This window comes from Streptomyces sp. NPDC006335 (genome assembly GCF_040612795.1).
In the GTDB taxonomy this organism is placed as follows: domain Bacteria; phylum Actinomycetota; class Actinomycetes; order Streptomycetales; family Streptomycetaceae; genus Streptomyces.
In genome coordinates, this window is sequence record NZ_JBEXQX010000010.1 from 325,739 (window position 1) to 344,289 (window position 18,551).

The following is an 18,551-nucleotide window of genomic DNA, read 5'->3' on the forward strand; positions in this document are numbered from 1 at the left end:
TACCGGATTGATGTATCAGCGGCGGTTGCCAGGGTGTCCACCGGGCTCGGCCCCTTCAACGCGTCGGTTCTCGCGGCGCGATCGACGGCGCACCAGTACGCGGCGTACGACACGACCTCGTACGGTCGCCCCCTCAGCCGCGTAACCGGACCGGGGGCCGACACCTTGAGCGTCGTCCGGGACATGAATGTCCTCCGCAGGTCGCTGGGCGAGAAGAAGGTCACATGGTCGAAGACTGGACCAGTGCGCCGACGGCAGTCCTCTCGTAACGTGCGGTTGTACTCGGCGAGTTGAACCGAACTCCGCGACAGCGTGCAGACCGACCAAGGAGTACGGCCGGGACGGAAGGTGAGCCCTGGTCAGTGCCGCCGAGCGCCATCCGGTCCTGGCCCACGATGCTGCCCCTGGACGAGGGTGATCCACCCTCGACCAGGGGCACGGTCCGGCAACGGAGGCTCAGTGCGCGGCGCGGCGGGCCAGCGCCCCGCGCGAGCGGGTCACCAGCGCGGCCAGCAGGGCGGCGCCGAGGGGCACGGCCACCAGGAGGGCGGCGAGCGTCTCCCAGGGGACGACGATCGGCACGTACGGCGGGGCATCACCGCCGCCGCCCCAGCCATTGTCGAGAGCCTCCTGGTAGAAGCGCGTCTGCTCACGCTCCTCGGTGAGTCGCAGCCCGACCGCGGGCAGGACACCGGCCGCCGAGCCGAGGACCACACCCATCGCGGCGACCACACCGCACTGGAAGCCGCTGAGCGTGCGGCGCACCCGGGGCGGGGCGCCGACCGCGGCGAGCGTCTTGAGATCGGCCTCCGCGTCGGCCTGGGCGAGACCGGTGGCGATGCCGGCCGCACCGATGGTGACCAGGCCGGCGAAGACGGTCAGCGCGAGCAGGACGAGCCCGTTCTCGTCGACCCAGCCCTGCTCCACGGTCAGCTCGACGTTGCTGCCGAGCTTGGCGATCTCGGCGTCGAGCTTCTGCCGTTCCTCGGTGCTGGGCATCCGGTCGGTGCTGAAATAGGCGCCGAGGGGGACGGTGGTCAGCCCGGCGGCCTTGGCGGCGGCGGGGCTGAGCACGCTCTGCAGTCCGTAGGAGTCGGGCGAGCCGGCCACCTGGTAGGCGGGGAAGGACTTCAGCTCGCCCGGGATCGGCTTGTTCTGCTCGGCGGCGCGGTCGGCGGCCTTCGGGTCGGTGATCAGCTTGATGCCGACGGTGCCGTTCCTGTCCACCTGGGGCTTGTGGAAGCTGAGGAGCTTTCCGTCTGCGAGGGCCTTGGCCGCGCCCGGGTCGTCGATGCCGAGGACCTTCAGGAGCGGGGCGTCGGCGACGAGGAGCCCGCCCTCGACGTAGATGCCGTTGCCGTCGCGCGAGAGGCAGCGCCAGTCCTTGGCGAGCGCGCGCCGCTGCTCCTTGGTGTACTTCTCCGCCGGGTCGGAGCCGTCTGGGGTGCTGACCCACAGCGGGCACTCGTTGGCCGGCGGGGTGACGACCTCGAAGCGGCCACAGCCCTCGCCCTCGCCATACGGGGCGCAGCCGGGCTTGCCGACGGCGATACGGAACACGTCGGCGCGGACGTCGACGGGCAGCGTCCGCTGCACGGCGTCGCGGACCTCGGGGACGTCCCGGCCGCCCTCCTCGGTGACGAGCGCGGCGACGGCCCCGTGCGGCAGGCTGGCCCGGTACTCGGCCAGACTCTGGGCGTCGCTGCTCGCGGCGTACGTCGAGACGGCGACGGTGCCCGCGACGGCAGCCAGGACGGCGGCGACAGCGGGTGCCGTACGGCCCCGGTTGCGGACGGCGTCCCGCAGGGCGAGGCGCGGCGAGAGCGGCAGCCAGCGGCCGGCCCGGCCGAACAGGCCGACCAGGGCGGGCGTCATGGCGACCACGCCCAGCTCGGCGATGGCCGAGCCACCCGCGACCAGGACGAACTGGTCGGAGATGACCGAGCCGTACAGGGCGATGGCCGCGCCGAGCAGGACGGCGCCGAGGCCGATCAGCGGCAGGACGCGGTTGCTGCGGCGCACGCCGCGACGGCCGGTGAGGGAGGCCAGGACGGTCTGCCGGGAGGCGGTGACGGCCGGGACGATCGCGGAGAGCAGGCCGGTGAGGACGGCGAGCGCGGCGATGGCGAGCAGTTCCAGCGGCTTGACGGTGAAACCGCCGAACCGCTGCCCCATGTAGTCCTCGAGGAGCGGCCGGAGGGCGAAGGTCAGGATGAGGGCGAGAACTGTGCCGACCAGGGCCGCCGCGACGCCGATGACGAGGCCGCCGCTCAGCATGATGGCCCGGATGTGGCTGCGGGCACCGCCGTTGGCGCCGACCAGGCCCAGCTGGCGGCGGGAACGACGGGCACCGACGGCGAAGGCGGGGCCGGCGAGCAGGCAGATCTCCAGCATCGCGAGGCCGACGACCGTACCCACGGCGGCGAGCGCGGTGGCGTCGGCGGCCCCGCTGCTCTCGTAGTTGGCCCAGCCTTCCTTCTGGTAGAGCGGCACCTCGGAGTCGGCGGGCGGGTCGAGGGCCACGGCGCGCGAGGTGACCAGGACGCCCTTGGCGTTGAGCGCCTGGACCGTGTTCCACGTGAAACCACCGGACTTCTTCACCAGGTAGGTGGTGGAGACGTCGGGCTTGGGCAGTCCGGCCTTCTCGACCGCCTTGGCGTACGGCGCGAGGAAGGCCCCCGGCAGGGCGTTGACCTGCTGTGCTGTGAGGTCGTTGGGCAGCTCGTACGAGCCGCTGATCACATAGGTGCGGTCGAAGCCGCGGGCGGTGAGGGTGGATCCGACGGACAGCCCGCTGCTCTCCAGGAACCGGGTGGTCGCGGCGATCTCGTCGTTCTTCTCGGGGAAGCGGCCCTCCTGCAGCCGCATGATGCCCCGGGCGACGGGATCGGCGGCGGCCAGCTCACGTACCTCGGACCGGAGCAGACCGTGCCTGGTGGTCAGCTTGGCGCTGCCGCTGCTGTCGGTCAGCACCGTCGAACCGGCCGGGATGGTCTTGGTGACATCGGTCGGGCCGTCGGGCCAGGACTTGCCCGGCGCGTCGTAGTCCCCGGCCGGGGTGTTCTGCTCACCGCTGGGGTCCTGCAGGACGGCCACGCCGGCCGTCCCGGCGTCGGAGAAGCGAGCGTCGGCGGCACCCAGGGTGCGCTCCATCCGCTGCGCGGGGGTGAGTTCGGCGCTGCGCACGGTCAGGTCCAGGGCGCTCACGCCCAGGATCGGCAGCGCGATCATGGCGAGGACGAGGAAGCTGCGGCCCTTGGAGCGCCAGGCGTCACGGCGGGCGATGCGGACCGCGGCCCGCCAGGAGTGGAACCAGGTCGTCACCGCTGGGCCGCCCGGCCGGTCAGGAGCGACTCGGCGTCGCTGCGCAGGGTCTGGTCGACGACGGCGCCGTCCCGCAGGAAGACAACCCGGTCGGCCCAGGCGGCGAACCGCGGCTCGTGGGTGACCATGATGCCGGCGGCTCCGGCGTCGCAGCGGGAGCGCAGCAGGGCCAGCACGGACTCGCCGGTCTCGGAGTCGAGGGCGCCGGTGGGCTCGTCGGCGAGGACGAGCCGGCGGTCGCCGATGAGGGCGCGGGCGATGGCCACGCGCTGCTGCTGGCCGCCGGACATCTCGTCGGGGAACCGGTCGGCGAGATGGCCGAGGTCCATCTCGGCAAGGGCGGCGAGGGCCTCGGTGCGGGCCTTGCGGGCCGATATGCCGTCCAGTTCGCGGGGCAGGGCCACGTTCTCGGCGGCGGTGAGGGCCGGGATGAGGTTGTAGTCCTGGAAGACGTAGCCGATGCTGCGGCGGCGCAGGGCGGCGAGCCCCTTGATGCCGAGGGCGGTGACGTCGGTGCCCTCGACGAAGACCTGCCCGGAGGTGGGGGTGTCGAGGCCGCCGGCAATGGTGAGCAGGGTGGACTTGCCGGAGCCCGACGGGCCCATGACGGCGACGAGTTCACCGGGGTGGACGTCGAGGTCGATGCCGCGCAGGGCGTGCACCTCGGTGGCGCCGGAGCCATGGACGCGGGTCAGGTTCTGCAGACGCAGCACCGGCTGCTGCTGTATGGACATGGTTCCCCCTCGGGCGTACGCCGACGAACGGCCGGACGTCGGTGCGACGGACGGTCGTCGGCGGCGCCGTGCGTACGGTATGGGTCTGGTCGGGTGGTTCGGAGTTTTCAGGTGGTACCGGTGGATCCGGTGGGTCGGGTGGATCCGGTGGGTCTGGTGGATCCGGTGGGTCTGGTGGATCCGGTGGGTCGGGTGGACTCGGTCGGCCCTGTGGATCCGGTCGTTCGGGTGCTCAGGGCCGGTCGTGGGGGGCGGACATCACGGGCGGTGGCGTACGGCCTCCTCTGCCCCCGCCCGCGCCCCCATCCCCGCCGCTCCCGCTGCCGCCCCCGGCGAGGCCGGCTCCGGCCCCGCCGCCGGGGCGGTCGACGAGAGACGGATCAGCCGGGACTCGCAGTGGTCGAGCCAGCGCGCCTCGGCCTCGGTCTGGAAGATCAGCTGCTCCAGGACGAGGAGCCAGGCGATGTCGTCCCGCTCCCGGGCCCCGTTCTTCTCCACGGCGGTGAGGGCCTGCGCCTTCAGCCGGGTGTAGTCCTGCATGGCCTTCACGGTGTGCCGGCGCTGGGACTGGATGACGTCACGGATGTCGACCCCGGGCGCCCCGACGGCCATGGCCAGCTTGATGGCCAGCTCGTCACGGGCCGGGCTGGTGCGGTCAACGGGGTTCTCGAACCAACTGCGCAGTTCGACGCGACCGCTGTCGGTGATCGCGTAGAGCGGGTGGCCGGCCTCGTCCTCGCCGTCCTGCACGACCATGCCGTCGCGTTCAAGCCGGCTGAGCGTCGTGTAGACCTGCCCCACGTTGAGCGGCCAGGTGGAGCCGGTGCGGGACTCGAACTCCGTACGGAGCTGTGAGCCGTAGCGCGGGCCGCGTTCAAGGAGGGCGAGAAGCCCGTGGCGGATGGACATACCGAGTATGTATACCGAGTAAGTCCGCCTGGACAAGCGTCCTGAGACGGACGCCGGAGGTCCGACTCAAGGGGGACCCGGACCGTCGCGAGCCGCTCAGCGGCGGCGCATCGGCACCCCGAGGAAGCCGATGCCGAGGCCCACCAGAGCGAGCCCCACCCCCAGTGTGAGCACGGGAATCCGCCGGTCGGAGAGGTCGAGGGGGCCTCGGTGCCGGTCCGGTGAGCAGCCGCCGGCAGCTCCGCGGGCGAGCTCTCGGCGGCCGGGGCGTCCGTCTCGGGTACCGCCTCGACCCCCTCATCCGGCTCCTCGGCGGGCTCCTCCTCTGTTGCCGTTTTGGTACGAGCGGGCTTCACCGGGCTCGTGGAGGACAGCGAGCCGGAGGGGTCGGCCGGTCGGCCGGGCCGCTCCCGCTCCTCCCCCGTCGGCCGCTCCGCTAGGGAGGCGGAGTCGCCGGGCGCGGGCGCGTCGGGCGGCCCCGACGGCTCGGGGGCCGCCGGACGGGGGGTCCGGGGGAAGGCGACGCCGACGGGGCGGACGGGCGATCGGGCGGGGTGGGTGCGGCGGTCGTGGCCGCGGAACCGTTCGGAGCGGGGGCGTGAGCGGGCGGTGTGGGAGAGGCCGTCGCCGTGGCCGGGCGCGGGGGCCGGCGGACGCGGGACGGACGGGATGGTGGGCGGCCCGGAGGGGTGCCTCACGGCGGCGGCCTCCGGCCCGAAGGCGCCGGCGCTCCGCACGGCGCGGGCGCGCCCTCGCCCACGTGCGCATCGGCCTCGTGCGCATCGAGGCCCAGGAGTCCTCAACCCGCAACAGGATGCTTGGTCCGAAAGACGCCATGTGTGCAGTCGCGACGGCCTCACCCGGCTGCCGTTCGAGTCGGAGCCACTCCCCGTCTCTGGCAGCCAACCGGAGGCCCTGATCTCCCCCACTCCCTGCGTCGTGCCCATAGCGTGCCCTTCAGAGCGGACAACCACGGTCAACAGCGGTGCGACCAGTCCCTCACACGTGCCGCCTGACAACGAATCTGCCCTGGCCAGCTGCCCTATGGCCGCGCGAGCGCCGTCGCTTCCCAAGCTGTGAGCGCGAGTTCGATTCTCGTCACCCGCTCCATGTGAAACCCCCAGGCCAGAGGCCCGGGGGTTCTTTGTTGTCTAGATCGGTGGTTCCTTGTGGTGCACGGGGCGGTCGCTCTGCTGCCTGTGGTGCTTGGCACGCTCGGCACGGACCATCTCGTCGAGGCCGGAGGCAAGGTCTCGCTGCCGCTCCTCGTCGGAGTGCTGATAGATCAGCGCAGCCTTCTCGGAGGACTGGCCCGCGCGGAGCATCGTGTCCTTGAGCGTGGCTCCCGAGCGGGTCGAGAGCGTGTGTCCGGTGTGACGAAGGTCGTAGAAGCGGAACCCGTCCGGGAGACCGGCAGCGGCGCGGGCCCCACGCCACTTCCGGCCGAAGGAAGTGCGCCGGAACGGAGCCCCCTTCTCCCCGACGAACACCAACCCGTCGTCTCCCTTTCTCGGCGAACCAGGCGAGGTGCTGCTTCACCTCCTCGTGGAGGAAGGCCGGGAGGGCGACGGCACGGACACCCGCGTCGGACTTGGTCTCACCAGGAGCCCGCTTGCCGTTCGTGCGCTCGGGTTCGGCGACACGGACGCGGATCAAGAGGTTGTCGACGTCTACGTCCCTGCGGCGGAGGCCGGCCAGTTCCTCGGGTCGCATCGGGCCATACGCGCCGAGGTAGACCATTCTACGGACCATCAGCCCAGGTGAGGACCCCTCCAGCACAGGGCACCGCCCCCACCTAAGTTGCTTCGAGACGAAGAGGTCCTGGCTCACATCGTCCCCCGACGCTGGTCGGAGGCTCCTGTAGACGTCGTCGGCGGAATGTGCTGATACCCCGTTAGAGTCTGACCATCACCTGCGGCCTTGGAATCCTGGGGCGGTGAGAGAGGGCGGGCATGGGTGTACTCAGCGTAGAACTCTGCGAGGTAGCCAAGACGCTCACACGTGAGAACAGGAACGCTTGCGTCCGCGTGATGGCCCTGCGGCGAGGGTCGCGGTGGGTACTCCAAAACTGTTGGGCTTTGGTCGGCGCTGAACCACCAGACTGGGCCGAGATCGTATGGATGTATGAGGAATACGCCTTCGTTGCCGCCCGCATGACCGCCGCCGACCTGGCGGTGATGTTCTCAAGCGAGGCCTGTACGAGCAAGGCTGTTGGCCCGCTGACGATCTGGGGGCCGGGAGCCGCCAGTATGGTCAACGCGAGACGACAACCGGGGTACGCCCTTCATGACCGACCGCAGCTGAACTTCCCTGTCACCGAGTACGTGGTCGCCCCAATCGACCGAACGGACCGTCAGTTGCCCCATGGGTTGCTCGTAGGTGAGGGGGATGCTCCTTCGTTCCCAGAGCCGAACAGCGCCTGGCGGGCATTCTTCGAAGGCGACTTTGCGCTTGCCGGAGCGCGAAGTCCCTCAAGCGACCTGGCTACGGTGCGCGTAGCCGAGCAGGGCGCCTGGATCGGCAGCGTGCACATCACCGCGACCGAGCTCAAAGTCACCGTTGAGGGCGACGATGTGCACGGCGTCAACCTCGAGCTCTACGGGGTAACCGGACGCAGGGTCCAGCGCGCCGACACCCCCGGGCACATCGTCATTCCATTGCCCCATGGTCTCCCCGCACACGCATGGCTCTGGCTGAAGCGGGGGACGAACTGGCTCGACTACCGCTCCATCGATCCTGCCTCCGCTTGGACAGGCGACCTGCGGCGGGCCGGCGTGGAGATTGACCTACCAGTCGACCCCGTAGCGACGATGGAGGCACTTATTGCTTCGGGAGAAGGGCCGCGCCTGGAGTTCAAGCAGATGCTGCCTACCAGGGACGACCGCCGCACCCTCAAGACAGTGGCTGCGTTCGCCAATGGTGACGGCGGTGCGATCGTCTTCGGCATCCACCGTGACGAGGTCACAATCACGGGCATCGCCGAAGAAAAGCCCAGCACCAGAATGCGCGACGAGTTCGGAAACCTGGTACGGGCGACGGTCCAGCCGACCCCCGATTTCGAGATCAAGGAGTACCGGCTCGACGGCAAACTGATCTTCATCCTAGAGGTAGAGCCAGGGCAAAGCCCGCCCTACGGCCTGGTCACACCCAGCACCCGCGACAAACAGCCTGAGTATTTCGTCCGACGCGGTGCCAATACATATGGTGCACAACCAGACGAATTGCGCACAATTGTGCTTCTGAAGAATGGGCAACAGGGCAGTTCCGCGGGCTGGAAGTAGCCAGAGGCCGAGACAGAGGCGCCTACGAACCAGAATGGGCCCTGACGACCAGACAGGAACTGAAAACTCAGCCGATCGTCACTCCCCATTGATGGCCAGCTCATCAGCATTCAATGGCTTCCGAGCCAGGCCCGTGCCAGGTACTGCTGGGGATCACGGAGAACAGTGGTCACCCACCCAGAGACGTCCTTAGGCATAACGCTTCCCAAGCTAAGGGTCACGACACGCGTTGACGGGGTCGCTCGTGGGAACAGCCCTGCCCCCGTTACGAATAGGTCACGGCACTGCGGCTGAGGCCCACTGCCCACCACAATTTCTGATCATGGAATGGCTCTCGCTCACAATCGCACTCCTGACAGCATCGGTAGCTTCGGGCATCGCAATCTGGCAGGTGCGCACACAGCGAGTCCGACAGGTCGAGGACTTCTACGTTGCTCGTTACTGGTCGCTGCTCGACCGCCTGTCGAATCGCACTCTTCGCGGCATGGACGCCGACAGCCTGAGCGAGCCCGAAGAGGCCGCGGTTCGGCTGTACTTCCGCCTCAGCGAGGACGAGGCTGACCTGCGGGCTCAGGGCTGGGTCTCTGATGACACGTGGCGTGACTGGGGCGGCGCCATCCACTCGCAGATGCATCGCCCGCCGTTCGACCGTCTCTGGGCGGAGACCACCCAGGACTCGGACGCCGGGCGCGACTACGCGTTCAGGCACCTGCGCCAACTCTGGCGCGACGCTGCCTACGATCCCGCGCCGAGTCGAACCTTCCGTAGGTGGTTCCGCCGGACTCCATGGCGTAGATCTGCGACGACAGCACCACGCTCCCCCGCTCGATAACCGCACGAGGTGGGTGACTGCCATCGGCCGAGGCCCACGGAAGTGCGGTTCTCGACCAGGGCACGAGGGTAGGAACCACGAGGGTAGGGACGTCGACGTGAGCGATGACCACAGGGAAGCTACGCAATCTCGTCAGCCACTTGGGCGCCGGCATCCGCGACACGCACTACCAACCTGCGTACGACGCAGCCGCGAACATCTGCTCCGGCGTCTTCGCGATGATTCCCGTAGACCTGCACGATGTCATGCACGAGGCGGGCATGGCCGGATACGCAGCCGCGCTAAGCGACCTGGAGGAAGGCAAGTTCGACGACCAGGTTCGAGAACGGTCCGAGATCATCGACTGAGACTCCGTACTGCGGGCCGTCTCAGTTTCCGTCTCATTCAGCCCCGTTCACGGTCGTTCAGATGAGACTCGGAGTCGTCCCCACGCCTGGCCATCCCCCCATGAACCCCGGTGAACGGCCCCGAACGACGCTCAAGGCCCCACCACCACAGTTGGAAAGCGTGTGGGCGCGGGAGCGCGGCATGTCAGGTGGGCCGCTACCCCTGGACGGGAAGGTCCGGATGGTTGGCCAGAAAGATCATGTAGGTGATCGCCGCCATTGCCCCCAGGAGGGACAACGCGGCACCCACCACGGCTCGCGGCCTGCTCGCTCGCCCCGACTTCGATGCGCGGTACTCGACGCGGGCCCGCACGAGCCCGACGAGGCCCAGGGGCAGCGCGATGAAGCAGACAAGCGTCCAGAACGGGCAACAGAGCCAGCAAGCCAGGGACGCCCCGCCGAACCAGACGGCGAGCTCTGCCCTCTCTCGCGTTTCGTCCGATGCCCCGACAGAAGTCATGGACTGATCCAAGCAGAACACTTGTTGGAGTGACGCAGCAGGAGGAGTCATCACCCCGCTGGCGACACACCACAACCGCACCAGATCCAACGGGGAACAGCGGGGAACAGCGGGGAACCACGGTGAAAGCAACCGAGCCCAACGAGGCCGCACCCCATGGTGAGGACACGAGTGTCAGGTGTCCGTTGTCCTCCGCCACCGCCCCACCGCTGGACGGCCCCGAGCGATTGGGTCTCACGAGGGGGCCGGTCCGTGCGCCCCTGGCCGATGGCGTGTAGTGAGCGCGGATGCGGTAGTGGTCGTTGCGCCGTGGAGGTCGGTGACGCGAAATGCCGTCAGTCCAGGCCGGCTTCATCCCGACGGTCGGTCATGGACATGCTGTTAGGCTCCCGTCACGCGCATGGGGGAGCGGCCGGGGGGCCGGGGGAAGTGCCAAGGCGTTGCCGTACGTCCCGTCATGCCTTCTTCTTGCCTTTCAGGAGGAACGGTGGCTCGACTCGGCCAACGCCGATACAGACAGGCTCATGGTTCACGCTCAGCACGCCTCGGCACATCGGCGACACGTACCGCCGCCGTCCTGGCGACGGCACTGAGTCTCGGGCTTCCGCTCGCCGCCGTACCGTCCCCGGCGCAAGCCGCTCCGCTGTCGGCAGCCGCGGCCGACGAGGTCGTGCTGCCTGCCGCCCCGCGCGCCGTCCCCAGGGCCACGCAAATCCTCAACGCGGGGACCAGCGGATTCCTTTGGGCCCAGGAGGGCGACGACCGGCTCCTGTGGACGGACTACGCCACCGGCACCACCACCGCACTGGAGAAGCGGCTGGACGCACCGGTGCGGTACGACATCGACAGCGGCTACTTCCAGCAGGCCGCGTCCTTCCAGCCCGGCTACTACGGGGACGGGTCGGACACCGTCGCCCTCTACTCGGAGGAGGACTCCCACGTCACCCTCCTCCAGGGCGCGGGCACCTCGGGCAGCACGGCCGTGGTACCCGTGCCCGACTACCACACCTACCGGGGCACCTTCGGCAGCACCGTCCTCACCAGCACCAGCGGCATAAGCGGAAACCCGGACGCCTACCACCTGTGGCGTCTCAAGGACGGGGGCGGGATCGCCGAGACGCCCGTGACCGGGCTGCCGGAGGGCGCGTCCAACGTGGTGGTCGAGGACGGCGACGCCCGGTCCGTCATCCTCCGCTACACCACCGGCGACAGCGCGGAAGGCTGGGGCCACTGGGGCATGATCAACCTCGCCACCGGCGCGCTCAGCGCGCTGCCCGACCGGGTCAACCCGGAGGAGGGCTGGGAGGTGACCGGCTTCCGGCTGGGTGCCGACTCGGTGGTACGCCTGCGCAGTGGGCGCGGCAAGGCGGACGTGTACGACCGCGACGACCTGTCCGCCGCGCCCCGCACCTTCGACACAGGCGCCCTGACCTACCAGGCCGCCTACGGGATCGTCGGCGACAAGCTGCTCGGTGTCGAACCGGTGTCGCCCGGCGACAACAAGTACCGGGGCCAGCCGCTGGTGGCCCTCACCTCCGACGGCACGAACACCGACCTGACCAAGGTCATGGACCCGGCCGCCCATCGGATCGTCCAGGCGCCGGACGGCTCCGTCCTCGTGGCGGGCGCCGCGCAGTACGTCGAACAGGGCGACCTCGACTGGGGCGTGTACCGGATCGCCCCCACCGCCGACGGCTCGGTCACCCGCAGCCGCCTGACCGCCGTGCAGCCGATGCCCGCGCAGATCAACGGCCTCTCGCTCGGCAGTGGCATCCTCACCACGGCCGACAACAGCACGTTGTACGAGCCCAACACGATTCTCGGCGCCTATCGCAGCACCTGGCTCACCACGAGCGGCACCCCGAGCGTCACCAGAACTACCCTGGACGGGCTGGTCAGCGGATGGGACGGCGACTGCTCCGGCGGCGCCACCCGCTGCATCCCGATGTTCGCCGACGGGACCGGCCACCACGGCCGCCGCGACGCCACCGAGTCCGGCCTGACCATGCTGCGCACCAACGGTGCCACCACCTGGGGCCCCACCCTCGACACGGGGGACGACAGCCCGCGGCTCAAGGACCTCTCCGGACGGTACGCGGTCGTCAACGGCGCCTCCTCCGGCACCCAGTACATCGGCGAGTTCGCCGACGGCTCGGCGGGCAAGGTCGTGCAGAAGCGCGACCGGGTCGCCGCGGCCGTCTGGGGCAACACCCTGTGGAGCGGCGCGGCCGCGGGAGGCAAGGTCACGGCCACCCGGCTCCCGTCCGGCAGCGCCGTGGAGTCCTTCACCACCCGCAACGGCTGCACCCCGTCGGTCCTCCAGGCCGTGGGCCGCTGGGTGTACTGGACCTGCGAGGACGCCTGGGGCGACGACCAGGGCTCGGGTGTCTACGACCGTACGACCAAGCTCACCGCCACCGCCCCGGCCGGCAGGGTCCTCCTCGGTGACGGCTATCTCGTCGAGCGCGTCGGCGGCATCCAGTCGGGCAGCGGGCTGAAGCTCATCGATCTGCACAACGGGCTTCCGGCCAGCGGCAATTACACGGATCTGGCGAGCCGCAAGCTCGCCGACTGGACCGACCTCGGCAAGGACAACGACGGGGTGGGCACGACCTGGACCGTCGACCGCTTCGGCGGGGCTGTCGCCTATGCCGACGACGAGCAGCGCGTCCACCTCGTGCAGACCGGCGTCCCGGCGTCCGCACTGTCCGCCATCGACTCCACGGTCACCCCCGGGGCCGCGAGCTGGTCCGGCACCTGGTGGCTGTCGAAGCCCGCCGCCTCCTGGAAGGTGACCGTCCGCCACAAGGCGTCCGGCGCCGTCGTGCGTACCGTGTCCGGCTCCGCCGCCCGTGGTCTGCTGACGGCCGCCTGGGACGGCAAGGACTCCGCGGGCCGCCTCGTCCTCAACGGCACCTACACCTGGACGCTCACCGCCCAACCCGCCGACGGCCAGGGCGCCGCCCTCAGCCTCTCCGGGAACCTCGCGGTGACGGCCGGAGCGGCGGCACCGCGCGACTACGCGGGCAGCGACGGCGTCGGCGACGTCCTCACCCTCAACTCCTCCGGCACCCTCACGATCCAGCGCGGCACCGGCACGGGCACGCTGGGCAGCCAGGTCTCCGGTGCCGGCTGGCCGACCACCGCGAAGTTCGTGCCGTTCGGCGACCTCGGCGGCGACCGGTGCAACGACGTCCTGGTCCGGCTGAGCAGCGGCGCCCTCCGCGCCTACCGCCCCTCGTGCGGCAAGGCGGCGACGCCCTCGACGCCGTACACCTCACTCGGCACCTCCGGCTGGAACCAGTACGACGTGCTGGCCGCGCCCGGTGACGTGACCAAGGACGGCCGACCGGACCTGATCGCCCGGAACGCCTCGACCGGCACGGTCTACCTGTACAAGGGCACCAGTACGGGCACGCTGTCGGCGCGCGTGAAGCTGTACGACAACTGGAAGACGTACAAGAAGGTCGTCGGGGCCGGTGACCTGAACGGCGACGGCATCGGCGACCTCCTCGCCCAGGACACGTCGAACAACCTGTACCGGTACGACGGCACCGGCAGCGGCACTTTCAAGGCCCGCGTGAAGGTGTTCTCGAACTGGGGCGCTTCGTACAGTGCGGTCGTCGGAGTCGGGGACATCACCGGCGACGGCAGGACGGACCTCGTCTCACGCGACACCAGCGGCAACCTGTACCGCAACAGTGGTGACGGCAAGGGGTCGTTCGGCGGCCGTACGAAGATCGCGACGGGCTGGCAGGGGTACAAGGCCGTCGTATGAGCACCAGCGAAGTGGTGTCGCCCGCCTGTCGCACCTCCGGTCAGCAGCGGTGTGGACCGCCCACACGACTGTCTAGTCCAACGCGGGACCCGTGGGGGCCCGTAGTTCCGTCTTGTAGCCGCCCTGGGGGGTGGGTTCGGCGGTGAGGGTGCCGCCCAGCAGTTCGGCGCGTTCTCTCAGGCCGATCAGGCCGTGCCGGGCGCTGGGCAGGGCGACGGAGGGGCGGGAGGGGGCGGTGTTGGTGACGGTGACGCCGAAGTGGTGTGTGTCGTGCCACAGGTGGACGTCGGCGCGGGCTCCGGGGGCGTGTTTGCGCACGTTGGTGAGGGCTTCCTGGACCGTGCGGTAGACGGTGCGTTGGGCGGTTGTGCTGATGCCGGGCGGGAGCTCGCCGGTCAGGGTGGTCTCGATGCCGCTGCCCGCGATCAGCTGCTGGAGGTCGGCGAGGGTGGGCTGGGGGGTGAGTTCGGTTTCCTTGCCGCCGGAGGCGCGCAGCAGGGTGACCATGTGGCGGAGTTCGTCGAGGGTGTTCACGCTCAGGGTGCGGATGGTGCGGGCGGCGTCCCGGGCGGCGGGGTCCTTGGCGGCGACCTGCAGGGCTCCGGCCTGTACGGCGATGAGGCTGACCTGGTGGGAGACGACGTCGTGCATCTCGCGGGCCAGTTGGGCGCGTTCGCGGGCGAGGACGGTCTGGGCGTACAGGGCGCGTTCGTGCTCGCGGGCCACTTCGACCTCGACGAGCTGGCGGGCCACGTCGTGTCCGGCCTGTACGAGCTGGCCGAACAGGATGGGGGCGAAGGCCGTGGCCAGCGTGTAGACGAAATCGATGAGCGTCCAGGTCCGGTCGCCGGGAAACGTGTCGCCGGAGAACGTGTCGGACAGGGGCCAGGCGAGGGTGCCCGCAGCCGCGTTCAGCAGGGCGCAGCCGGCCAGCAGCGGGCGGTTTCGGGTGCGCGTGGCCAGTGTGTACAGGGCGGCGATCGGCGCGACCGCCACGTCCATGAACAGGGTCATGGGCAGGGTCAGCAGGAACACGGCCAGGGGAAAGCGCCGGCGCAGGAACAGTGCGGCGCAGCCGAGGGCGGCGCAGGCCCACATGAACGGTGTCGCCTCGCCGTAGAGGTTGATCCAGGCGTCGAGCGCGGCGAGCGCGACGAGGCCCGCGTCGACTCCCCAGGGCGGCACCCGCCGCCACAGTGCCTGGCCCGTGCTCATCGCCCGTTGTCCCGTGCCGTGTCGGCGCCGTCGCTGAGCAGTCCGGCCCGCTCCGCGAGGAGCGCCGCCTGGACGCGGCCGGCGACCCGGAGCTTGGTCAGGATCGAGCTGACGTGGTCCTTGACGGTGCCCGCGCTCAGATGGATGCGGGCGCCGATGTCGGCGTTGGACAGTCCCTCCGCGATCAGGACGAGGACGTCGCGTTCGCGGTCGGTGAGCAGGTTCACGCGTGCCACGTCCTCCGCGACCTGGGGCGCGTACGCCCCGGGATGGCTGCGCAGCAGGGCCCGCGAGGCCTTCGGGGACATCACCACCCCGCCCGCGGCCAGGGTGCGTACGAGCTGCGCGAGCTGTTCGGGCTCGGTGTCCTTGAGCAGGAAGCCCGCGGCTCCCGAGCGCAGCGCGGTCAGGATGTACTCGTCGGTGTCGAAGGTGGTCAGCATGGCCACCGTCGGCGGCTCGGGCAGCGTCTGGATCTCCCTCAGGACGGTCAGGCCGTCCACGTGCGGCATACGGATGTCGAGGAGCACGACGTCCGGCCGCTCGCGCCGGATCACGTCGGCGGCCTGCGCTCCGTCCGCGGTCGCCACGACCTGGATGCCGTCGGAGGCGTTCAGGATCAGCTCGAACCCGGACCGCACCAGCGCCTCGTCGTCCACCACCACTACCCGGATCACCGGCGTTCCGCCTCACACTCGTCACACTCGTCCGCTCTGTCCAGCTTCTCGGCGACCCGTACACCCCGCCGTCGGGGCGTCCACGTTCTCGTACGGTGATCGCCTGGTGTCGACAGTACGTGCGGCGGGGCGCGCGGCGGTGCGGCCGCCGGGGACACCCGCCACCGGCAGGCCCGTTCCAGCCGCTCGGGGGGAGCGCTCCGGCCCGTCGGCGGGCGGGCGGGCGAGGCCCGGCGGATGGTGTCGGCGGTACTCGTCCGGTGGGATCGGTCCGGGCCCGCCCGAGTGCGGGCCGCAGTCGGTCTCCCTACCGTTCGAGGATCAGCCGGCCACGCCCCGCCTGTACCCGCGTCAGCCTGTCCGTGCTCTGCGCCGCTGTACGGCGCGGCCCCATGTGCTGTGCGGGGGCGTGGGCCCCCTGGAGCATTGCTCAACACCGCCACCAAGCCCGCCGAGCACACCCGGTGAGGTCCGGTCGGGGCGGCTCGGCTTCCTGCCCCGTCCCGGCCTGGACGGCCTGCCCGGCCCGCAAGGAGATCGCCCTTGCGGGCTGCGGCGGGCCGTTCGCAGCAGGGCGTCTCGGCACAGACGTAGGTAATCCAGTGGGCCGGTATCCGGCGGATGCCCGGCACCACCCGGCCACCTGGCCCGGCTGCCCCCGCCGTACGACGGGGGCAGCCGGTGGAAGACGCCGACGCACCGGCGAGCCCGCTGGTCGGGCCCGGCTCACCCGCGAGGGCGTCCCGTCGAGGTCAGCAGCTGCGTCGCCGCGAGCCGTGCGTACAGCTCGTCCTCGGCCACCAGCTCCTCATGGGTGCCGACCGCGCGGACCCTGCCCGCGTCCATGACGACGATGCGGTCGGCGTCCGTCACGGTCGACAGGCGGTGGGCCACCACCAGCACCGTGGTCTCGCGTGCGGTCTCGGCGATGGCGTCCCGCAGTGCCAGTTCGTTGACGGCGTCGAGCTGCGAGGTCGCCTCGTCCAGGAGCAGCAGCCGGGGCCTGCGCAGCAGCGCGCGGGCGATCGCGACGCGCTGGCGCTCGCCGCCGGACAGTTTCGTGCCGCGGTGCCCGACCGGGGTGTCCAGGCCGTGCGGGAGACGTTCGACGAGGGCGTCGAGCCTGGTCCGGGCGAGGACCTCGCGCAGGTCGTCGTCGGTGGCGCCGGGCGCGGCGAAGACCAGGTTCTCCCGCAGCGTGCCCGCCAGCACCGGCGCGTCCTGCTCGACGTATCCGATGACGGACCGCAGCTCGGACAGCGGCCACTCGGCCACGTCCTTGCCGTCGACCAGGACGCGGCCGCCGGTTGCTTCGTAGAACCGCTCGACGAGCGCGAAGACCGTCGACTTGCCCGCGCCGGAGGGGCCGACGAACGCCGTCATTCCGCCGCCCGGCACCTCGAAGTCCACCCGCTGGTGGATGTCCGGCAGCCCGGTCCCGTACCGGAAGGACACCTCCTCGAAGCGGACCGACACCGGACGCGGCCGCACCGCCTCCGTCGCCGCGGGCCGCACCGGCCGGTGCCGGTCCCGGGGCTCCGTCGCCAGGCCGTCCACCTGCGCGATCCGGGCGATCGCGGCCGCGCCCTCCTGGTAGTGGGACGCCGCCTCGACCAGCTTGTACACCGGCTCCATCAGGTAGAAGAGGTACAGCAGGAACGCGATGAGCGTGGACACGGGCATGTCCCCGGACGCCACCCGCGCCCCGCCGACGGCGAGGACCGCGAGGAACGCCAGCTCCACGGCGAGGTCGTCCGCCGAGCCCAGCACGGCCTCCCACTTCGCGCTGCGCACGCCGTGGCGCCACGCCCTGCGTGCCGCCGCCTCGACGCGAGCGGTCTCCCGCTCCTCGGCGCCGGACGCCTTCACCGTGCGGAACGCGCCGAAGACCCGCTCCAGGCCCGTGGACATCTCCCCGACTGCCGCCTGCGCACGCTCGGCGGCCTGCCCGATCTTCGGCATCACCAGCGCGGCAGCCACACCGACGACCGCGACCACGCCGAGCGTGACACCGAGCAGGACGGCGTCGAGGAACGCCATCACCACGACCGCCGCGACCAGCGTCACCGCTCCCGTCGCCGCGGAGACCACCGCCTGGGTGCTGACGGCCCGCAAGAGTGTGGTGTCGGAGGTCACCCGGGACATCAGATCGCCCGGCTGCATCCGGTCCACCTCCGCCAGGCGCAGCCGCAGCAACCGTCCGACGAGGCTGCGGCGGGCGGCGAGCACCACCGACTCCGCCGTGCGTTCCAGCACATAGGCGCCGAACGCCTCGGCCACCATGCTCAGCAGGACCACAGCGGTCATGGCCAGCAGGACAGTTCCGATCGTGCCACCGGACGAGAGACGGTCGACGAGCGTCTTCGTCGCCAGCGGTTGGAGCAGCCCGCCGGCGGCCCCGGCCAGCGCGCACAGCAGTCCGAGCGCGACGGCCCACCGGTGCGGACGGACGTACCCGTACAGCGCCCTGAGCGTCTCGCGGGCGCGCGGGGACTCGGCACCCGTCGCCTCCGGGGCGGATGCGGTGTTCACAGGATTCCTTTCCCACGTGGTCGGCCACGCACCGCGTCAGCGGCTCAACGGGCCAGGTCGACGGCCCTCGTGGCGAGCGTGTGCACCACGGCATCGCCGAGTTCTGGGCGGGCGACGGCCAGGCAGAGGCCGCCCGCGACCAACGCCATGCCGAGGAACTCCCAAAGCTCGCTCCTGCGTCGCCCGGCGTCATCACGCCCCGCGGGCTCCCTCTCCTGCGCACGCTGTGTCATGCCACCAGCCTGGAAGCCCCGGCCTGCCGTCGGCCATCCGGCGACCGTCGGGTGCACCCCCGCCAAGTGGCTGGAGCCGCCTGCATGACGGGGCGGCGGGTCGGAGGCCTCGGGCCGCACGCAGCCCCTGGGCGTGGCAGTTCAAGTCATGCCGATGCACTGGTCTGCCTGGTCCCCGCTCCGGCCCAAC

12 protein-coding genes and 1 pseudogene are annotated in these 18,551 nt (G+C 70.8%); 4 read left to right on the forward strand and 9 right to left on the reverse strand.

Annotated features, from left to right (window positions below; all coding sequences use genetic code 11):
* Positions 1-456: 456 nt before the first annotated feature.
* From ABZ098_RS27655 to ABZ098_RS27670, 4 genes and pseudogenes are all read right to left on the reverse strand, one after another.
* On the reverse strand, positions 457-3,324 hold the full coding sequence (locus ABZ098_RS27655; protein WP_356595552.1) for an ABC transporter permease: 2,868 nt from the start codon (positions 3,322-3,324) through the stop codon (positions 457-459).
* On the reverse strand, positions 3,321-4,058 hold the full coding sequence (locus tag ABZ098_RS27660) for an ABC transporter ATP-binding protein (protein WP_356595554.1): 738 nt from the start codon (positions 4,056-4,058) through the stop codon (positions 3,321-3,323). Before ABZ098_RS27660 ends, ABZ098_RS27655 begins: the two co-directional genes overlap by 4 nt.
* Before the next feature lie 258 nt (positions 4,059-4,316).
* Positions 4,317-4,967: a PadR family transcriptional regulator gene (locus ABZ098_RS27665; RefSeq protein ID WP_356595556.1), complete on the reverse strand. Its 651-nt coding sequence runs from the start codon at positions 4,965-4,967 to the stop codon at positions 4,317-4,319.
* Between the two features lie 1,151 nt (positions 4,968-6,118).
* Positions 6,119-6,713, reverse strand: a pseudogene (locus tag ABZ098_RS27670) (tyrosine-type recombinase/integrase); the annotation flags it as partial.
* A 374-nt stretch (positions 6,714-7,087) separates the two neighbouring features.
* Here ABZ098_RS27670 and ABZ098_RS27675 point away from each other — a divergent pair.
* From ABZ098_RS27675 to ABZ098_RS27685, 3 genes are all read left to right on the forward strand, one after another.
* The gene (locus ABZ098_RS27675; RefSeq protein ID WP_356595558.1) at positions 7,088-8,248 is read left to right on the forward strand and encodes an ATP-binding protein; all 1,161 of its coding nucleotides are present in this window, start codon (positions 7,088-7,090) and stop codon (positions 8,246-8,248) included.
* 322 nt (positions 8,249-8,570) lie between these two features.
* Positions 8,571-9,080: a hypothetical protein gene (locus ABZ098_RS27680; RefSeq protein WP_356595560.1), complete on the forward strand. Its 510-nt coding sequence runs from the start codon at positions 8,571-8,573 to the stop codon at positions 9,078-9,080.
* A 104-nt stretch (positions 9,081-9,184) separates the two neighbouring features.
* Positions 9,185-9,427: a hypothetical protein gene (locus ABZ098_RS27685; RefSeq protein WP_356595562.1), complete on the forward strand. Its 243-nt coding sequence runs from the start codon at positions 9,185-9,187 to the stop codon at positions 9,425-9,427.
* Between the two features lie 196 nt (positions 9,428-9,623).
* Here ABZ098_RS27685 and ABZ098_RS27690 read toward each other — a convergent pair whose 3' ends face one another.
* Entirely contained in the window at positions 9,624-9,926 is a 303-nt protein-coding gene (locus ABZ098_RS27690) for a hypothetical protein (protein ID WP_356595564.1), read from the reverse strand.
* A 670-nt stretch (positions 9,927-10,596) separates the two neighbouring features.
* Between ABZ098_RS27690 and ABZ098_RS27695 the strand changes: the two genes are divergently transcribed.
* The gene (locus ABZ098_RS27695) at positions 10,597-13,704 is read left to right on the forward strand and encodes an FG-GAP-like repeat-containing protein (protein ID WP_356595566.1); all 3,108 of its coding nucleotides are present in this window, start codon (positions 10,597-10,599) and stop codon (positions 13,702-13,704) included.
* Positions 13,705-13,776: 72 nt separating this feature from the next.
* Here the strand turns inward: ABZ098_RS27695 and ABZ098_RS27700 are convergent, their stop codons facing one another.
* The 4 genes from ABZ098_RS27700 to ABZ098_RS27715 all read right to left on the reverse strand — a co-directional run bounded on the left by ABZ098_RS27700 (position 13,777) and on the right by ABZ098_RS27715 (position 18,361).
* A complete protein-coding gene (locus ABZ098_RS27700) occupies positions 13,777-14,919 on the reverse strand; it encodes a histidine kinase (protein WP_356595567.1) in 1,143 nt (380 codons plus the stop codon).
* A complete protein-coding gene (locus ABZ098_RS27705) occupies positions 14,916-15,596 on the reverse strand; it encodes a response regulator transcription factor (protein ID WP_356595569.1) in 681 nt (226 codons plus the stop codon). Before ABZ098_RS27705 ends, ABZ098_RS27700 begins: the two co-directional genes overlap by 4 nt.
* A 726-nt stretch (positions 15,597-16,322) precedes the next feature.
* Complete coding sequence (locus tag ABZ098_RS27710; protein ID WP_356595571.1) at positions 16,323-18,128, reverse strand: ABC transporter ATP-binding protein; 1,806 nt, start codon at positions 18,126-18,128, stop codon at positions 16,323-16,325.
* A 44-nt stretch (positions 18,129-18,172) separates the two neighbouring features.
* Complete coding sequence (locus ABZ098_RS27715; RefSeq protein WP_356595573.1) at positions 18,173-18,361, reverse strand: hypothetical protein; 189 nt, start codon at positions 18,359-18,361, stop codon at positions 18,173-18,175.
* Between the last annotated feature and the right edge of the window lie 190 nt (positions 18,362-18,551).

What these genes read in the sequence shown, in the direction of transcription:
- ABZ098_RS27660 (WP_356595554.1), bottom strand. Translation starts at nt 4,058, where the DNA reads ATGTCCATACAGCAGCAGCCGGTGCTGCGTCTGCAGAACCTGACCCGC.
- ABZ098_RS27665 (WP_356595556.1), bottom strand. Translation starts at nt 4,967, where the DNA reads ATGTCCATCCGCCACGGGCTTCTCGCCCTCCTTGAACGCGGCCCGCGC.
- ABZ098_RS27675 (WP_356595558.1), top strand. Translation starts at nt 7,088, where the DNA reads ATGTATGAGGAATACGCCTTCGTTGCCGCCCGCATGACCGCCGCCGAC.
- ABZ098_RS27680 (WP_356595560.1), top strand. Translation starts at nt 8,571, where the DNA reads ATGGAATGGCTCTCGCTCACAATCGCACTCCTGACAGCATCGGTAGCT.
- ABZ098_RS27685 (WP_356595562.1), top strand. Translation starts at nt 9,185, where the DNA reads ATGACCACAGGGAAGCTACGCAATCTCGTCAGCCACTTGGGCGCCGGC.
- ABZ098_RS27690 (WP_356595564.1), bottom strand. Translation starts at nt 9,926, where the DNA reads ATGACTTCTGTCGGGGCATCGGACGAAACGCGAGAGAGGGCAGAGCTC.
- ABZ098_RS27700 (WP_356595567.1), bottom strand. Translation starts at nt 14,919, where the DNA reads ATGAGCACGGGCCAGGCACTGTGGCGGCGGGTGCCGCCCTGGGGAGTC.
- ABZ098_RS27715 (WP_356595573.1), bottom strand. Translation starts at nt 18,361, where the DNA reads ATGACACAGCGTGCGCAGGAGAGGGAGCCCGCGGGGCGTGATGACGCC.